Annotated in this window: 20 protein-coding genes; 15 read left to right on the plus strand and 5 right to left on the minus strand. The window is 54.3% G+C overall.

Going from position 1 to position 14,494, the window contains the following annotated elements:
* Positions 1 to 104: integrase core domain-containing protein (locus ACR0MS_RS18385; protein ID WP_480579022.1), on the plus strand; the 104-nt coding region annotated here is incomplete at its 5' end.
* Positions 105 to 107: 3 nt separating this feature from the next.
* Here the strand turns inward: ACR0MS_RS18385 and ACR0MS_RS18390 are convergent.
* Positions 108 to 494 carry a LysR family transcriptional regulator gene (locus ACR0MS_RS18390; RefSeq protein ID WP_480577053.1) on the minus strand — a complete coding sequence of 129 codons (387 nt, stop codon included), beginning with the start codon at positions 492 to 494 and terminating at the stop codon, positions 108 to 110.
* Positions 495 to 598: 104 nt separating this feature from the next.
* Between ACR0MS_RS18390 and ACR0MS_RS18395 the strand changes: the two genes are divergently transcribed.
* From ACR0MS_RS18395 to ACR0MS_RS18405, 3 genes are read left to right on the plus strand one after another with little or no spacing between them, the layout of a single operon-like run.
* On the plus strand, positions 599 to 1,393 hold the full coding sequence (locus ACR0MS_RS18395) for a VOC family protein (RefSeq protein ID WP_170452355.1): 795 nt from the start codon (positions 599 to 601) through the stop codon (positions 1,391 to 1,393).
* 38 nt (positions 1,394 to 1,431) lie between these two features.
* On the plus strand, positions 1,432 to 2,202 hold the full coding sequence (locus ACR0MS_RS18400; protein WP_170452353.1) for a nuclear transport factor 2 family protein: 771 nt from the start codon (positions 1,432 to 1,434) through the stop codon (positions 2,200 to 2,202).
* A gap of 12 nt (positions 2,203 to 2,214) precedes the next feature.
* Positions 2,215 to 2,565, plus strand: a complete 351-nt coding sequence (locus ACR0MS_RS18405; protein ID WP_170452351.1) for an antibiotic biosynthesis monooxygenase family protein — start codon at positions 2,215 to 2,217, stop codon at positions 2,563 to 2,565.
* A gap of 253 nt (positions 2,566 to 2,818) precedes the next feature.
* On the opposite strand, the gene ACR0MS_RS18410 is transcribed toward ACR0MS_RS18405, so the two are convergent.
* Positions 2,819 to 2,995, minus strand: a complete 177-nt coding sequence (locus tag ACR0MS_RS18410) for a hypothetical protein (RefSeq protein WP_480577058.1) — start codon at positions 2,993 to 2,995, stop codon at positions 2,819 to 2,821.
* A gap of 82 nt (positions 2,996 to 3,077) precedes the next feature.
* A complete protein-coding gene (locus ACR0MS_RS18415; RefSeq protein ID WP_480577061.1) occupies positions 3,078 to 4,412 on the minus strand; it encodes a tetratricopeptide repeat protein in 1,335 nt (444 codons plus the stop codon).
* Positions 4,413 to 4,511: 99 nt separating this feature from the next.
* On the opposite strand from ACR0MS_RS18415, the gene ACR0MS_RS18420 reads away from it, so the two are divergent.
* From ACR0MS_RS18420 to ACR0MS_RS18435, 4 genes are all read left to right on the plus strand, one after another.
* Entirely contained in the window at positions 4,512 to 4,745 is a 234-nt protein-coding gene (locus ACR0MS_RS18420) for a hypothetical protein (protein WP_170790544.1), read from the plus strand.
* Between the two features lie 10 nt (positions 4,746 to 4,755).
* Positions 4,756 to 6,228, plus strand: coding sequence for a guanitoxin biosynthesis MBL fold metallo-hydrolase GntH (gntH, locus tag ACR0MS_RS18425; RefSeq protein ID WP_480577065.1), 1,473 nt, complete (start codon positions 4,756 to 4,758; stop codon positions 6,226 to 6,228).
* Positions 6,229 to 6,232: 4 nt separating this feature from the next.
* Entirely contained in the window at positions 6,233 to 7,213 is a 981-nt protein-coding gene (locus tag ACR0MS_RS18430) for a CobW family GTP-binding protein (RefSeq protein ID WP_480577068.1), read from the plus strand.
* A gap of 354 nt (positions 7,214 to 7,567) precedes the next feature.
* Entirely contained in the window at positions 7,568 to 8,236 is a 669-nt protein-coding gene (locus ACR0MS_RS18435) for a hypothetical protein (RefSeq protein ID WP_480577071.1), read from the plus strand.
* 408 nt (positions 8,237 to 8,644) lie between these two features.
* Here ACR0MS_RS18435 and ACR0MS_RS18440 read toward each other — a convergent pair whose 3' ends face one another.
* On the minus strand, positions 8,645 to 9,226 hold the full coding sequence (locus ACR0MS_RS18440; protein WP_480577074.1) for a TetR/AcrR family transcriptional regulator C-terminal ligand-binding domain-containing protein: 582 nt from the start codon (positions 9,224 to 9,226) through the stop codon (positions 8,645 to 8,647).
* A gap of 124 nt (positions 9,227 to 9,350) precedes the next feature.
* Here ACR0MS_RS18440 and ACR0MS_RS18445 point away from each other — a divergent pair, with 124 nt between their 5' ends.
* The 7 genes from ACR0MS_RS18445 (at position 9,351) to ACR0MS_RS18475 (ending at position 13,314) form a co-directional block, all read left to right on the plus strand.
* A complete protein-coding gene (locus ACR0MS_RS18445) occupies positions 9,351 to 9,941 on the plus strand; it encodes a YceI family protein (protein WP_480577077.1) in 591 nt (196 codons plus the stop codon).
* Between the two features lie 62 nt (positions 9,942 to 10,003).
* Entirely contained in the window at positions 10,004 to 10,546 is a 543-nt protein-coding gene (locus tag ACR0MS_RS18450; protein ID WP_480577080.1) for a luciferase domain-containing protein, read from the plus strand.
* A gap of 210 nt (positions 10,547 to 10,756) precedes the next feature.
* Positions 10,757 to 11,092, plus strand: a complete 336-nt coding sequence (locus ACR0MS_RS18455; RefSeq protein ID WP_480577083.1) for a hypothetical protein — start codon at positions 10,757 to 10,759, stop codon at positions 11,090 to 11,092.
* 190 nt (positions 11,093 to 11,282) lie between these two features.
* Positions 11,283 to 11,618 carry a DUF411 domain-containing protein gene (locus ACR0MS_RS18460; RefSeq protein ID WP_480577086.1) on the plus strand — a complete coding sequence of 112 codons (336 nt, stop codon included), beginning with the start codon at positions 11,283 to 11,285 and terminating at the stop codon, positions 11,616 to 11,618.
* On the plus strand, positions 11,618 to 12,082 hold the full coding sequence (locus ACR0MS_RS18465; protein WP_480577089.1) for a c-type cytochrome: 465 nt from the start codon (positions 11,618 to 11,620) through the stop codon (positions 12,080 to 12,082). The genes ACR0MS_RS18460 and ACR0MS_RS18465 overlap by 1 nt, the downstream gene beginning before the upstream one ends.
* Positions 12,083 to 12,094: 12 nt before the next feature.
* Complete coding sequence (locus ACR0MS_RS18470; RefSeq protein ID WP_260023800.1) at positions 12,095 to 12,439, plus strand: copper resistance CopC family protein; 345 nt, start codon at positions 12,095 to 12,097, stop codon at positions 12,437 to 12,439.
* A 32-nt stretch (positions 12,440 to 12,471) separates the two neighbouring features.
* The gene (locus ACR0MS_RS18475) at positions 12,472 to 13,314 is read left to right on the plus strand and encodes a copper resistance D family protein (protein ID WP_480577093.1); all 843 of its coding nucleotides are present in this window, start codon (positions 12,472 to 12,474) and stop codon (positions 13,312 to 13,314) included.
* A gap of 120 nt (positions 13,315 to 13,434) precedes the next feature.
* Here ACR0MS_RS18475 and ACR0MS_RS18480 read toward each other — a convergent pair whose 3' ends face one another.
* Positions 13,435 to 14,388, minus strand: coding sequence for an ornithine cyclodeaminase family protein (locus ACR0MS_RS18480; protein ID WP_480577096.1), 954 nt, complete (start codon positions 14,386 to 14,388; stop codon positions 13,435 to 13,437).
* Positions 14,389 to 14,494 lie beyond the last annotated feature (106 nt).

The following is a 14,494-nucleotide window of genomic DNA, read 5'->3' on the forward strand; positions in this document are numbered from 1 at the left end:
GGAGGAGACACTACAACACAAAGCGGCCCCACAGTGCATTGGGCTATCGCCCGCCAGCACCTGAAACCATCATCCCAATGGATTACAGGCCGACGATGCACTAACAATCAAATTGGACCAGTCAGATGAGGCTGCTCACTCGGATGTTTTTCAACAAAACGAGTTGCGGCTACCGCCACCGCGGTGTCGCCATAGGTGAGGGGTGCCGCAACGCGAATTACACCTTTCAAACCACCTGAAGTATCGAATTCGGCTTCCAGCTGTTCAAGCTCGGCAAGAACACGTCGCGCCCCTTCCAGGTACTTTTCTCCTTCGTGAGACAGAGACATTGAGCGCGTGTTACGGTGAAGGAGCGTCATGCCAAGCAGGTTTTCGAGCCCGGCGACACGCTTGCTCACCAATTTGTTCGAAATCCCCAAGCGCTGCCCAGCGGCAGCGAAGGAACCGGTTTCCACGACAGCCACAAAGCTTCGCATTCCATCAACCCGGTCCAATCATTTATCTCCAGAGTGGCGATACATACTCTCAATTATCGCCATTTCAACGAACAAAAGCCACACCTAAGTTCTTCTCAAGCTCAAACGCTGGAGACAAGAATATGGCAAGTTCACATGCACCTATCTCGATTGGTCAGGTTGCCCTGACTGTACGCGACCTTGATGGCATGGCCGCGTTTTATGAAGACGTGATTGGCCTTGGACTGATCAAACGCAACGGCGAAACCGCCTGTCTGGGGACCGACGCTGGGTCACTGATCGAGCTTCGCCAGGACCGCAATGCCAGGCCTTTCCCGCGCGAGGCCGGACTATTTCATACGGCGTTCTTGCTGCCAACCCAGCATGATCTCGCCGCTTGGTTGATTCATGCCGAGGAACGCGAGCTCCGGCTTGATGGCGCATCACATCACGGCGTTAGCGAAGCTCTCTATTTAAGTGATCCGGAGGGGAATGGCATCGAAATCTACCGAGACCTGCCGCGCGAGATCTGGAAGCACAGCGGCGACCAAGTGCAAATGACAACGCAACCGCTTGACCTGAACTCGCTGAAGCAAAATGCCACGCCGTGGCACGGCGCGCCTGGCGGCACTGTCATCGGACATGTCCATCTGCGTGTTGGCGACGTGGATGAGGCCGCGCGATTTGTTACTCAGGCCTTTGGAATGGTGCAGACGTTCCAACTGCCCTCGGCGCGTTGGTTCGGGTCAGGCGGCTACCACCATCACCTTGCAGTCAACGAATGGCAATCCAAAGGGGCAAAGAAGCGCACAGAATGGAGCACAGGCCTCGCGAGTGTCGAGCTTCTGGCGGAATCTGAAAGCCTAAACCCTGGTCGCCTGATCGACCCGTGGGGAACTGAATTCGAAATCACCGCGACGCAAGCCCGCGCCGCGTGAATTCCTATCACCACCGCTTCAAAACAAGGAGAAAATCAATGACCCCCAAAGAACTCGTACTGGAGGCTGTTGCAGCCATTTTTATCAATTTCGACCCATCCGCAGCGCAGCAACTGCTGGCGCCGGACTACATCCAGCACAACCCCGCCGTGCCGACAGGTGCAGCCCCCATACTTGGCTTCATTCCAGGCTTGAAGGACAGTGGGATCGAAGTGAACATTCACCGCGTGATCGCCGAAGGGGACATGGTTGTTTTGCACACGACCTACAACAATGCGCAGGCTTTTGGCGCAGATACGTTGGTTGGCTTCGACGTCTTCCGCGTGGAAGATGAAAAGGTTGCAGAGCATTGGGACAATCTGACTCCGCTCGCCCCGCCAAACCCTTCCGGTCACACGCAAACCGATGGCCCGACCGACATCACTGATCTGGACAGGACAGAAGAGAACAAAACACTGGTCACGGATTTCGTTGAAACCATCCTGAAAGGTGGTGAAACTGATCGGATCACCGACTTCCTGTCCACCGAAACCTACATTCAGCACAACAGCCAGATCGCTGATGGTCTGGACGGTTTGGGCGCCGCTTTGATGGCGATGGCGGATCAGGGCATCCAGATGATCTATACCGATGTGCACATGGTTGTGGCCGAGGGTAATTTTGTCTTCACCGCATCCGAGGGCACATTGGGCGGTGTACCGACCGCGTTCTATGATCTGTTCCGCGTTGAGGATGGCAAGATCGTCGAACACTGGGATGTGATCGCGGATATCCCATCCGAGATGGCCCATGAAAACGGTAAGTTCTGATCGGGCGGCAACATGAAAACGTTTCTGATCACTCTCATGATGATGCTGGGAAGTACGGCCATGGCACAAGATGCTGGTGTAATTGAGATCGCGACTATGAACCTCGCAGAAGGTGTCACGGCACAAGAATTCGAACCGGTCGATAAGGCCATCGAAGAAGAGCATGTCAGCCAGCAGCCCGGCTTCATCTCACGCCAAGCGGCCTTCGCGGACGGCAAATGGGCTGTCGTGGTGAACTGGGAAAGCGCGGAGGCCGCGCAAGCGTCGATGGACAGTTTTGCTTCCGCCCAAGCAGCCGAGAAGTTCATGAGTATGATCGACGCAACCTCAATGTCGATGAAACGCTATGAATTGGCGCGATAGCGTATAAACCTCCACAGCATCCGAAGGAATTACGGGTGCTGTACACTTTGTTATCATGACCTGTTCAAATGCAAACGTTTGCAGCAACACATTGTATAGTAAGAAAGTAGCGCATCCGGACACGCCCGATGTCGCTACAAAAGACAGCCATATTATGTGTCTGGGAGCTTGCAAAGCTCGGCGATGAAGGACCGCTTTGGGCTGACTGCGGCCTATCGCGCGCCTTTCAGAAAACAGCCGGAACTAACCCTTGTTAGACCTGCTTTGGGGCGAGTTTGTTCCACTCATCCGCGCTCATGCTTTTCCGCGTTAACCCATCCTCTGAGGCGAATTGAGCTGCTTTGAGTAGGAGAAAGGCCACCGTGATGGCGTCTACCTCGCAGCGTTTCTCGAATTCTTCGGTAGTCTCATTGGGGCCTTCTTCCGACATTCCCATTCCCCTCTGTATCTGACGCTTTCGGGCAATTGGCTAACTTTGCATAATACTCTACCCAACCATGCGACGCGTTTCATCAGTATCTGATCAGAGTATCAAGTATCGCTTGCCGCGTTGCGTCATTATTGTGGAAGATCCTGCCGGCGAGAAACTCAGATGGAAACTCCGGCCACGTTTTGCGCATTTCGGTGATAAGTCGCTGAGCTTCTTCGGTATGTCCCAACTGATCCTGCGCAACGGCTTGGAACAGGAGAGAAGGAGCACTTACAGGCGCACCGGCTGCGGGCGCTCCTTTAAAAGCCTCGACAACCTTCTCGTAGTTCCCGAGCATCAGTTGCGATACACCCCAAATATTTCGTGCGCCAAAGCGGCCCGATCCTGACCTTAGTCTTTCTGGATTGCTAACCTCAGCCGCAAGATCCGGAGCGTTCGCCATGATAGCGGTGATGCCAACAAGATCCAGAATATGACCATCATTCGGCGCAAGCTCGACCGACAGTCTTGCATATTTCACAGCCTCGACCGGTTTGTTTTGGGTGGCCAGTACCCAACCATTTGCACCGTTTGCCCACGCATCGGTGGGAGATAGATCAAGCGCTCTTTCTGACATCTCGGAAGCTTGGCTAAAAAGGTCATCTCTTTGCGCCTTGTCAGGGGACAGCATGGCCAAAGTCGCAAGGACCTGTGCCGATCCGGCATAACCGTCGGAGAGTGCGGGGTCGAGCTCTGCGGTATGCTGAAACATTCCCAGTGCTATTTGCTGGCGCTTGATATCAAAAACAGGAAAAAACATCCCTCGGGCTTGATCCGCAAGATTAGCCGCCTGAAGCCTTGTCAAAGATTGCTCACCAAGAGCAGTTCGCTCAGCCTGTTCGATGGATGGAGTTGTGGGCAAAACCGCCTTGTTATCCAGCGTGAACCACAAGCCTGTCACCGCAATCAACACTAGGCAACCCAGCCCAATTGGCACCAGTTGTACCAGACGTCGATTCTCGCCAATCACATCGCTGTCCTTAGCGGTTGAGTCGTTGCTTCCTGTGTTTCTTCCTTGCGAAAACCGCGGCTTGTATCCGCCGGGATCAACAAAAATGCGAACACCCTCGCCGTCCCATTGATCTTCGTAAAACTCGCGCAACAGCCGACGCAGTCGCCTTGCTTCGACGCGAACGAGGTTTTGGCCGCCACTGCCATCAATACGCCGCCCATAGACCTCTACGGCAATAGCTTTGCCTCGGATCTGGGGACCACGACCCGCGATAGCTTCCTCGACTACGTATGTAAGAAATTGTTGGAGACGGGGCGAAGCTTGAAACTCGTCGCTCGATACAACGCGCTCGAGAGCTTCCCGGACAAGATCCGGCGATGGCTGCTCAACATGTTGATCTATCGGCAATTCATTAGCTTTGTTCAAGGCAAACTCACCCCCAACTCACGGTGACTCACTTGGCGTGCGCGGTCAACCACACTCATCTCGATGTGAGAATAGATAGTGGGAGCCGGGATTTATCCAGTGGCGGTGGACCTGAAAGAAGAGATTCCAGAACTGTCCGATGCGCTGTCAGGGCGTATCGAAACGGATGCGTTGCTCAAAGAGGTTGTCGAAGACCTGAAGAAAGCTTCCGAGTTGCTAGATGATGTATCGATCACAGCCTCAGAGCGCGCGGAATGGGCCCACATCAGATCCGAACTCGTGAACGAGCTTCGCCGGATGGTGAAGCGCAACCTTCGTAGCATTTCCAACTAAGGGCACAGTCATGACAAAAGAAGACAACGGCAAAGAACTTAAGAACGAACAGATACAGAAATCTGACGAAATTGAAAACCCTTCCCGGCGACACGTTATGCAGGGACTGGCAGCAGGTGCGGTCGCAACCGGTGCCGTTAGTTACGGTTCAGGAGCTGCACAGGCGCACCCCGGTGATGGGCCATTAGGCGAAAGTCTAAAGAACCCTTACGGCGGTCGGCCTGCCGGGGGCATCACTCTGCCAGAGTATTTCCGTCCTACCAAATACATGACGGGCTCGAACGCGAATTATTTCCCGCTATCCGAGGACCTCGGGCCCGACGAAATGCGGATATCGTTCTGTGGTTCCACCCCATTTCCGCCCCGCGAAGATCAGGCTGGCACCTGTATCATGGTCGAACTGGGTAACGGAAAGCGTTTCTTCTTCGACTTCGGCTCGGGCTGCGTCCGCAACATTATCGGGATGCAGGTTCCGGGGCAGTTGATCAACGACATCTTCATCACACACCTGCATGTCGACCACTATGCAGACATCCCTTACATCTACCCGTTCCGGGCTTGGTCTGGTGGATACACGCCGCTGCGCATTCACGGCCCTTCTGGTCGGACACCCGAGCTTGGTACTGCCGGAATGGTGAAAGGCATGCAGCAGATGCTCAAATGGCATCTCGAGGCCTTCGATGTGTTCCCGATTGGGGACGGCTACGAGATCGAAGTTAACGAATTCGATTTCCGTCAAGAAGGCGGCATCGTCTATGATGAAGATGGTGTGACTGTTCGGTCCTGGCCTCGTAGCCACGCCAAAGACGGTGCAGTCGGGTATCGGCTGGATTGGAACGGACTGAGTTTTGTTTGGACCGGCGACGGCCGCCCCGATGAACTGAGTCTTGAATACGGAAAAGGCGTCGATGTGTTTGTGACCGAAATGTCCGGACAGGATATCGGTCAGTTGATGACCTACAAGTACGGTCTGCCGCAAGAGCTGTTCAACTATACAATCGATACGCATCATACATCGCACTATGCGGTCGGTAAGATGATGGCTGAGGCACGCCCACGGCTTGCAATGGTAACCCACTATACGCAAGACGAGGACATCGATGCCGAAATGCTGGCGGGGATCCGTGCCCACTATGATGGGCTGTTCGCTTGGGGTTTGGATGTCGCCGTCGTCAATGTCACCAAAGATGCAATCTGGTATCGCAAGGCGACGCTTCCTGGAAAATCCGGCTCGGTCGCCCCATTCCGCGAATTGGGCAAAATGGAAGCAGAAGGCAAGATCACATTGCCGGATGAAATCAAGCCGCCAGCACCACGGTCGTCACGTGCCGAACAGCAAGACCAGAAATACCGCGATATGGAGATTGATCCCAAGGAATACTATCCAGCTGACGTATTCCGAGCCCCCGATCCAGAGTGGCCCAGTGATTTCGTAATCAAGGTCGATGACGTCATCCCAAACCGCAAGAAGAAGGCGGAGTAACGACATGATCGAGTTTGGGTCGTCATCTGCAATCCCCGTAACGATTCTTACCGGCTTTCTCGGAGCCGGTAAGACAACACTTTTGAACCGCATCCTGACAGGCAATCACGGGTTGCGGGTTGCGGTTCTGGTGAATGACTTTGGATCAATAAATGTTGACGCCGACTTGGTGGTCGGTCTCGAGGATGATGTGATGAGTTTGGCAAATGGCTGCGTTTGCTGCTCGATCCGAGATGACCTGATCGAAACGGTAGAAGCCGTTCTCGCCCGGCCCGAGAAACCGGAATACATCGTCCTTGAAGCAAGCGGAGTGTCGGACCCGTCATCAATTGCAATGACATTCACCGATCAGAAGTTTCGGGACATGATCCGCTTGGACAGCCTTATGTGCCTGGTCGATGCTGAACAGCTCTTTTCTGCGCCGGAACAAATGGAACTGAAGCTCCGTCAAATCGCGTTCTCGGACATGGTTATTTTGAACAAGGTCGACCTCGTCGACAGGGCGGCTGTTCAAAGGGTGCACGATTGGCTCGGGTCTCGCTTCCGTCGGTATCGTCTTGTCGAAGCTGTCAATGCGGATGTCCCACTGGATATTCTTCTTTCTGTTGGCCGCTTTGCCGCCGAACAGCTCGAAACAGAAATACCCGATCATCACGAGCATGGACCGGATTGTGGTTGCCACCATTCTGATCACTCGGAAAGCTTCTCAACAACTATGATGAAAGCTGAAAGCCCGATAAGCTTGTCTTCTCTTCGGAGTGCAATTCGAAAGCTTCCTGGCGACGTTTATCGCCTCAAGGGCTTTGTTTTTAGCGAGGAGGATCCAGATCATCGCATTCTTGTACAGGTCGTCGGAAAACGCATGGACATCGCAAGGGATGGCGCATGGGGCCACCGAAAACCCGAAACAAGGCTTGTTGCAATAGGTGCACCAGGGGCCCTTTCGGAATACGAGCTTTCCGATGCGTTGTTGGCGACCGCATAGCAGCAAGTTAGACCAAACTTGTTTGCGTGTGTTTGTAAAACTCCAACACGTAACAGCTCGAAAGCCCGCAGCACCGCGGACCAAAAATGGAGAAAAACCTAATTGCTGAAGCAGTTTAGGAAATGGAGTCAAGCGATCAGATTGCTTGCACTTGCCACTGCGTTTGTCTTGTCGGGAGCGGCTGCGCGCGCGCAAGACGTTTCAAGTCGAGAACTTGAAGATACAACCCCAAACCTCGGATTGCCGAATTCAGCAGGAGGACAAGATGCCGAGTTGCTTTCCGCGTTCCACGGGCTCGAGGCGTTGCCTCGTGTAGCAAATCTCATTTGCAGAGGTTCTAGGAGCAAAGACGGGATGCCTGTCATCTTTACAACCGAGGTAGATTTGGAAACGTTGCAGGCTGGCGACTTCAGAGTCGTAACAAAGTCAGGCCAGATCGGAACAATGCATTGCGCGTCAGCGTTGCCTGCTACCGATCCCGGTGAATTGCGCACTGTGCTTCTCATCGGGGATTTTGGGAACGTTTCCGAGGATCCACCGGTTGCAGTCGAAGTTATTGGACACCTTCATTCCATCGTTGGAACACTTGATTTTCGCGGTGCCACTGTCGCCGTGACTCCGCTGGAAGACGGGCCGTCAATGATCCTTGCCGAGGTTGTCGAGGATTGGACTTTGGTCGGAAACTTGGGGCCACGCCGAACTAGAGGAAGCCTTTGTCCAAGTGAAAACATCGTACAGGCCATTCGGGTAACTTGGGCGGGTGGCGTTACGCTGGCGAACGGCAAGGAACCTGGCGATGTGGAACGTGATCTGTACAGTATCATCGTAGAGGCCGAAGAAGGATCTCAACGCACAGTTACGCCCGCCGCGCTTGCCGATCTGGGTGACGGGGACAATAACCACATGCTCTGCCTTGATACAAAGGATCGACCTATCTCGGTGTCTTTCCCGGCTGGTATTCTGACAGACCCGAATGATGATCTGAACCCTGAAACCAGCGTATTTGTCTCAAAACCCAATTAACAAACTGCTTTAAGGTTTGTTCGAATGGACTTTTAGCCGAAAATGCCCGGCCGGGCCGGTTGCGGGTATTGCAGCGGTAAATGCGAATGAACGGACTTGTTCGCCTCTCGGACATTGCAAACTCGGTTTTGAAGGTCCGCTTTGGGCTGCCACCTGTCATTAATGTGAAAAGTAACGAAAGGCGACAACGAGCCCAAAGTCACCAATGCTGCGACGTGCACGAATGTCTCGAAAGCGCAGAAAGCTGACTTTGCAAACCTCGACGAACGATCATAGCAAACGTTTGCCTAGACCTTTTGGGGCAACCGCTATTAGGAACGGGCTGGACACGCATTTGATCACAATTTGCTGTTCTGCCGAAATCTCGCGCCTGTTGCTGGTCGCTTTGATTGCAAAGTCAGGCGATGGTCACTGCCCCGAATTGGTTTCCGCTATACTGCAAAGCAGATCGACATGTCGATCCAACCAATCTTCGTCCAGGGCCTCGTGACGTATGAGCTTGCGAAAATAAGGTGCAGCGACTGCTAGTTCTATGAGTTGGTCAACCGGAACGTCGGCGGTGATCTCACCGCGGCCGATTGCGGCTGCAAATACTGCTTCAACGCTTGCGAACCTGTCTTTCATGAATTCCGTTATCACTAACCTTGCTTCTTCGTCGGTGGACGCAGCAGCGACCACCTGAGGCGCGATTTGGCCCCACGGTGTGTCATTCAAGGCTCCCATCAGTACACCGAGTAACCAGCGCAGGTCAGATCGTAGCGGGCCATCGGTTTTGGGCGGTATGTTTGGCGGTGTTGCGATGCGCCTGAACGCAGCATCACGCAGACAACGCGCATCTGGCCAGTGCCTGTAAAGTGTACTGCGCGAAATGCCAGTTGCCTTCGAAACTGCACCATGAGTTACGTGCAGCACGCCCTCATCCATCAGTATCCTTTGCGCCGCATCAAGCGCGGCCTGCCGTGTGGCGATCAGCCTAGGATCTTCTTTCAATCACCCCTCCTATAGAACATATTGTTGCATAGTAGAACATTTTGTTCTAAAAGTATTGCCAGCCAAAAACTAAAGCTCAATACTCAATTCCGCGAACACGTCTTGTCAAAATGGGAGCGTATCAATGTTCAAAGTGGCAGCAACCCCGCTAGCGGTACTCTTATCGATGGGCGCGACAACCGCATTGTCCGAGAGTGGTACGTACGAGCTGGACCCCGGGCACAGCCAGGTACTGTTCAGCTACGACCACATCGGATTCTCAGAAACGTTTGGAATGTTCTCAGGGTTTAGCGGTGAGATTGAGTTCAATGAAGATGATCCGTCTGCGTCATCTGTCACAGTGTCTATGCCTGTAAAATCCATGATCACGGGCTGGGATGCCCGTTTGCAACACTTCATGTCCGATGACTTTTTTAGCGCGAGTGACGATGACGTGGTCACTTTCGCCTCAACCAGCATTGAAGTGACCGGGGACAATTCCGCGAATATTTCTGGCGACCTGACCATGAATGGCATCACCAAACCCGTTGTTTTGGAAACAACGCTTAACAAGTCAGCTCCATACCCGTTTGGCCCAAAAGAGGGCACGCCGACCCTGGGCCTGGTAGCCACCGCGACCATCGTGCGGTCTGAATTCGGACTTGGGGCATTTGCGCCAGCGGTGAGCGACGAGATAGAGCTCTTGATCAATATCGAAGCGTTAAAGGCTGAATGATGTGTGCAAGGGCACCGATACTGCGCTGAACGCTCATTACTTGATTTTGGCGGATGGTCAACATGATGAATGAAATCCTGAGAGCATTGGCGGTTGCTGCAACGGCGGTGGCATTGACGTGCCCGTTGGCATCCGCACAAGAGCGCCCCTTGCCGGAGCGCACCTCACCCCGTCCTGAAACGACAAGCGGCGTACCGCATACTCAGATTGGTGTCGAAATTGATACCGACTTGGCCAAGCTATTGCTGGAGCGTGTTGCGCAACTCCCAGGGGTCACACTTGGCCCGACACGCATATCGCTACCTGGCGCGATTGGTTTTCAGCTTGATCCAGACATGCTGCTGTCTCAACCGAACTCTATCGTGGGTGGGTTTGAGTTTGCGCATATGCATCCTGATGGGAGCTTGCACGCGTCGCTGCATCCGGCAATGGCGCGACGGGCAATTGAGGCTGGCTGGGCCGTAGCTCACCCTTGGGCCAAGCAACGTCCTGGGTGGAGCGGTTTTGTCATGATCTATACTCCGACCACACCAGAAGAGCTGGATGTCGTCATCGATCTGGTAGAAAGTTCGTACACCTTCATCACCGGCAACACCTTGGGCTAAACGCCTACCTGCTGATCTTACCGTTGCTGACTGATGCGCAAGTCAGCCAGTATTCAGCCTTGCGCGGATATACAGATGATCCATGTTCCACTGTTCCGGGCGGACATGATCCAGAGACGTGGCGCACCCATAATGGGTGCAACTAGGATCGTTTGCGTCGACCCATCCTCGTAACTTGTCAAAACCTCATACCGCCAGTAGGTATTTGGTATGTTTCGCTTGGTCCTGTCGATACTTCTTGTTGTTGCGTTCTCTGGCGCATCCGCAGCTTCCGTGAAGCATGGCTTGACCCATGGATCGGATCATTTTGGTCATCATGCTCACATGGCGGGCGATGATCCGTTGACTGATGCCGATAAAGCTGCTGCGGATTGTTGCGACGCCACTAGCGGCATGGGTTCAGCATCCTGTTTTGGTGATCTTGTCGCCACGGCGGGGATTTCGCCGATTGCTCCAATGGTGATCTCAGTGGGTGGTATGACGCACGCTAGAGCCGATTTTTCGGGCCTCGCACTAGGTGTCCCCACCGGTCCTCCGAAAGCCTGAATGGCTACGGGCTCTCGCCCGCCATCCGTTCAAATTTCACATCAAAGGACCGACAGACATGATCACACGTCGTCACTTCACCACACTGTCTGCAACTGCTCTCATCGCGACCGCTCTTCCCGTCCGTGCAGGCACCCCAATGCACGTGCTCAGCTCACCAGGTTGCGGATGTTGTCACGCATGGGCCGACTTGGCTCGCGCACGTGGCTACGCCGTAACCGTTGAGGAACTGACCGACCCCGAGGCACAGAAGTCAGCGCGGGGTATCCCGTTGAACCTCGCATCCTGTCACACCGTTGAAGCCGATGGTTATGTCTTTGAAGGCCATGTGCCGTTCGAAGCACTGGAAACCGTGTTGAAGGATCGGCCTGACATCACAGGGCTAGCTGTTCCTGGCATGCCAATGGGCTCTCCTGGTATGGGCGACGATCCTTCCGCCCGCTACGAAGTCGTTGCATTTGGGGGACAGGCAGGGACCGGAACGGTATACTACCGCGCGGGCACAGCTCAGCCGTTCGACACCTGATGGTAGGGCGCACAACACTCTTGGTTACCGGTGGGCTTGCGCTCGCCGGTTTCACAGTAGCGTTCGTTCTGGCCCAAGCCTCTGAAGCAGTCGGTCTTTTGACACCTGATGACGCGGAAGTTGTCGCCATTGGCCAAGATATTTACGCGGACCAATGTGCTGCCTGCCACGGTGAGAACCTTGAAGGGCAGCCAAACTGGCGGAAACGCGGCGAGGATGGTTTGCTGCCAGCACCGCCGCATGACGCCACAGGGCATACGTGGCACCACGATGATGAAGCGCTCTTCACCTTGACCAAATTTGGCCTGGCCGGACTGATGGAAAATGCGCCCCCAACCGATATGCCGGTCTATGAAGGTGTGCTCAGCGATGACGAAATCATAGCGGTCCTTTCTTATATCAAGTCAACCTGGCCCAATGACCTTCGTGAGTACCACGACGAGCTGAATGCCCAATCCGAATAGAGGAAAACTCCGATGATCAAACAAACTCTTATCGGCTTGGTCGTAGCAATGGCTCCAATACTTGCAGCCGCGCATTCCAAGTCCGAAGAAACGACGCCGGCTGACGGCGCGACTGTCACGGACGTGCCGGAGCTTACCATGCGGTTCGATGATCCGATGCGCATCATCTCGGTCACGCTGACCTCACCAGATGGCGACGTCGAAATTGACCGCGAAACGGGTATGGACCCTGCTACAGAATTCCGGGCTGTGCCGTTGGAAGAGCTTGCACCCGGAAGCTACCGCTTCGACTGGCGCGGTATGGCTTCCGACGGTCACCCGATGCAGGGCAGCTTCTCTTTCACAGTCGCTAAATGACTGGACTGGCCCCCATTGACGGTGTTGTTGTCTTGGCCATTTTGGCGAAAGCACTTGGCTACGGCGCGGCGCTGTTGGCGATGGGCAGCGTCCTGTTCATCGTTCTCTTTTCCAAGCGCGCTGAAGAGTCTGTTTTACACCTTGCGCGGCACCTCGCGGTTGGAGCTGCGCTTCTCGGTCTCGCCGTTCTGGCTTTGCGTTTCGGTGTCAGAGCGGCGCGGATATCCGGAATGGGGTTAGAGGGCGCGACGGACCCAATGATGCTTGGTTTTGTTTGGGACAGTCCACTTGGCACAGCCGCGATTTGGCGAGGAATGGGTGAACTCGCGATATTGGCAATTCTGCTCCCGCGCGTCGGGCAGTGGATCGCTTTGGTGGGTTGCCTCGCCATTGCGATTTCATTTGCCCAGGTTGGGCACTCGCTCGGAGAGCCTAGAGCGGTTCTCGCGGTCTTGCTGGTTCTTCATCTGATGGCTGCCGCGTTTTGGGTCGGTGCTCTCCTGCCCTTGCGCAAAGCAGCTCTCACTCCCACAGGGGCCGATCTACTGCACCACTTTGGCAGTGTCGCTGCTTATGGAGTTGCCGCCCTGCTTGTAGTAGGCGCGGCACTCGCATGGTTGCTTTCGGGCTCCGTAGCAGCCTTGTTTGGGACGGCATATGGATTGGGGCTTTTGATCAAGGTCGTGATCGTTTCTGCCCTCCTTGGCCTCGCGGCGCTGAACAAGCTGAGATTTGTTCCGGCTCTCAGGGCTGAGCAGCGTGGCGCGGAAATTGCTCTCCGGTGGTCGATTTCAATGGAGATGTTGGCTGTTGTTCTGATCCTGTTTGCAACGGCGACGCTAACCAGTGTGACGACACCTCCCATTAATCTCTGATGGCCTATAGCCCGAAGCAGGAACTGCAAAGACTAGTTTTGAATGTCCGGTTTGGGCTGCGAGCGGTCAATCATGCTCATCGCAGAAAATGGCAGCGCTGAGCCGAAAGCCGAAAGATTCCTACTTTTGCCGAGCTCGTACCTCGGCGGCCCGACGAACTGCGAGTACCGCTGTGGCGTAATCTCCCAAAGAAATCCCTCTGAAAGCGAATGCAGCCGGTTTCTCGCTTAAAGTGGTATCGACTGCTCCCGAGACAATTTCCGTCAAGTCCCCTGTTACTCGCTGATATGGCAGCATTGGTTTGTCGCTTTCAGATTCCTGTTTTCGGTCGTCAACAATAACAGTTTTGAAAGCCGTCATACCCTCTGGAAGCCACGGAATGCAGGCATCTGTAATGGCGGCGAAGGCAGTCGGCTTTAGCCATCGGGCATCCAGAAAAGGTTCGGTGGAATAGTCCAAAGTTATTGATGTCACTACCAGATCGGCATCACGCAAGGCGTCCTTGGCATTGGCGGCTGTTTGGGCCTCGAGGCCCATGTCCCGAGCCCGGCGACAAAGCTTGTCGACATTCGCTTTGCCACGTCCGAACACACGAATGCTTTTCAAGGGGAAAACCTCGGAAAACGCAACCAAATGGGAGCGAGCTTGCACGCCGGCACCAACAAAAGCCATTGTCTCAGCAGTAGGATCCGCAAGTCGACGCGCCGCAACAACTGACATCGCCGCTGTTCTGACAGCCGTTACCCAATTTGCCCCTAAAACGGCTCGGAGAACTCCGGTTTGCCCGTCCATAACCATGATTGCACCGTTAATCGCAGGGAGCCCCTTGTCCGAATTATTTGGACACACCGTTACCTGTTTGGTCACGATGAACCCATCATCTCCTACTGCCAAGGTCGACATTGCGTACCGTCCATCCCCGGGCAAAATGGCTGTCTTGGGGGACGTATGAAGCTGCTTACTTGCCTTGGCTATCAGCGCAGATTCAATCGCGTCGGCAACTTCCGAAGGTTGGATACCTAAACCTTCCAAGTCTTCGTCAGAAAGATAAGTTATTTTGCTTTCAGAAGTCATGTTGGCGCCGCTCCGCTTTGCAACCCGGCTTCCCGATTAGGCTATCAAATTGCATGTTAACATAAGCTTTGGGTGTCTAGATTGGGACTTCACTCGAGTACATTAT

Source organism: Ruegeria sp. CJ2 (genome assembly GCF_056536745.1).

Excerpts from the sequence above, each read along its gene's own strand:
- ACR0MS_RS18480 (WP_480577096.1), bottom strand. The coding sequence starts at position 14,388 with ATGACTTCTGAAAGCAAAATAACTTATCTTTCTGACGAAGACTTGGAA.
- ACR0MS_RS18395 (WP_170452355.1), top strand. The coding sequence starts at position 599 with ATGGCAAGTTCACATGCACCTATCTCGATTGGTCAGGTTGCCCTGACT.
- ACR0MS_RS18450 (WP_480577080.1), top strand. The coding sequence starts at position 10,004 with ATGATGAATGAAATCCTGAGAGCATTGGCGGTTGCTGCAACGGCGGTG.
- ACR0MS_RS18405 (WP_170452351.1), top strand. The coding sequence starts at position 2,215 with ATGAAAACGTTTCTGATCACTCTCATGATGATGCTGGGAAGTACGGCC.
- ACR0MS_RS18470 (WP_260023800.1), top strand. The coding sequence starts at position 12,095 with ATGATCAAACAAACTCTTATCGGCTTGGTCGTAGCAATGGCTCCAATA.
- ACR0MS_RS18455 (WP_480577083.1), top strand. The coding sequence starts at position 10,757 with ATGTTTCGCTTGGTCCTGTCGATACTTCTTGTTGTTGCGTTCTCTGGC.
- ACR0MS_RS18410 (WP_480577058.1), bottom strand. The coding sequence starts at position 2,995 with ATGTCGGAAGAAGGCCCCAATGAGACTACCGAAGAATTCGAGAAACGC.
- ACR0MS_RS18465 (WP_480577089.1), top strand. The coding sequence starts at position 11,618 with ATGGTAGGGCGCACAACACTCTTGGTTACCGGTGGGCTTGCGCTCGCC.
- ACR0MS_RS18445 (WP_480577077.1), top strand. The coding sequence starts at position 9,351 with ATGTTCAAAGTGGCAGCAACCCCGCTAGCGGTACTCTTATCGATGGGC.
- gntH (WP_480577065.1), top strand. The coding sequence starts at position 4,756 with ATGACAAAAGAAGACAACGGCAAAGAACTTAAGAACGAACAGATACAG.
- ACR0MS_RS18430 (WP_480577068.1), top strand. The coding sequence starts at position 6,233 with ATGATCGAGTTTGGGTCGTCATCTGCAATCCCCGTAACGATTCTTACC.
- ACR0MS_RS18400 (WP_170452353.1), top strand. The coding sequence starts at position 1,432 with ATGACCCCCAAAGAACTCGTACTGGAGGCTGTTGCAGCCATTTTTATC.
- ACR0MS_RS18435 (WP_480577071.1), top strand. The coding sequence starts at position 7,568 with ATGCCTGTCATCTTTACAACCGAGGTAGATTTGGAAACGTTGCAGGCT.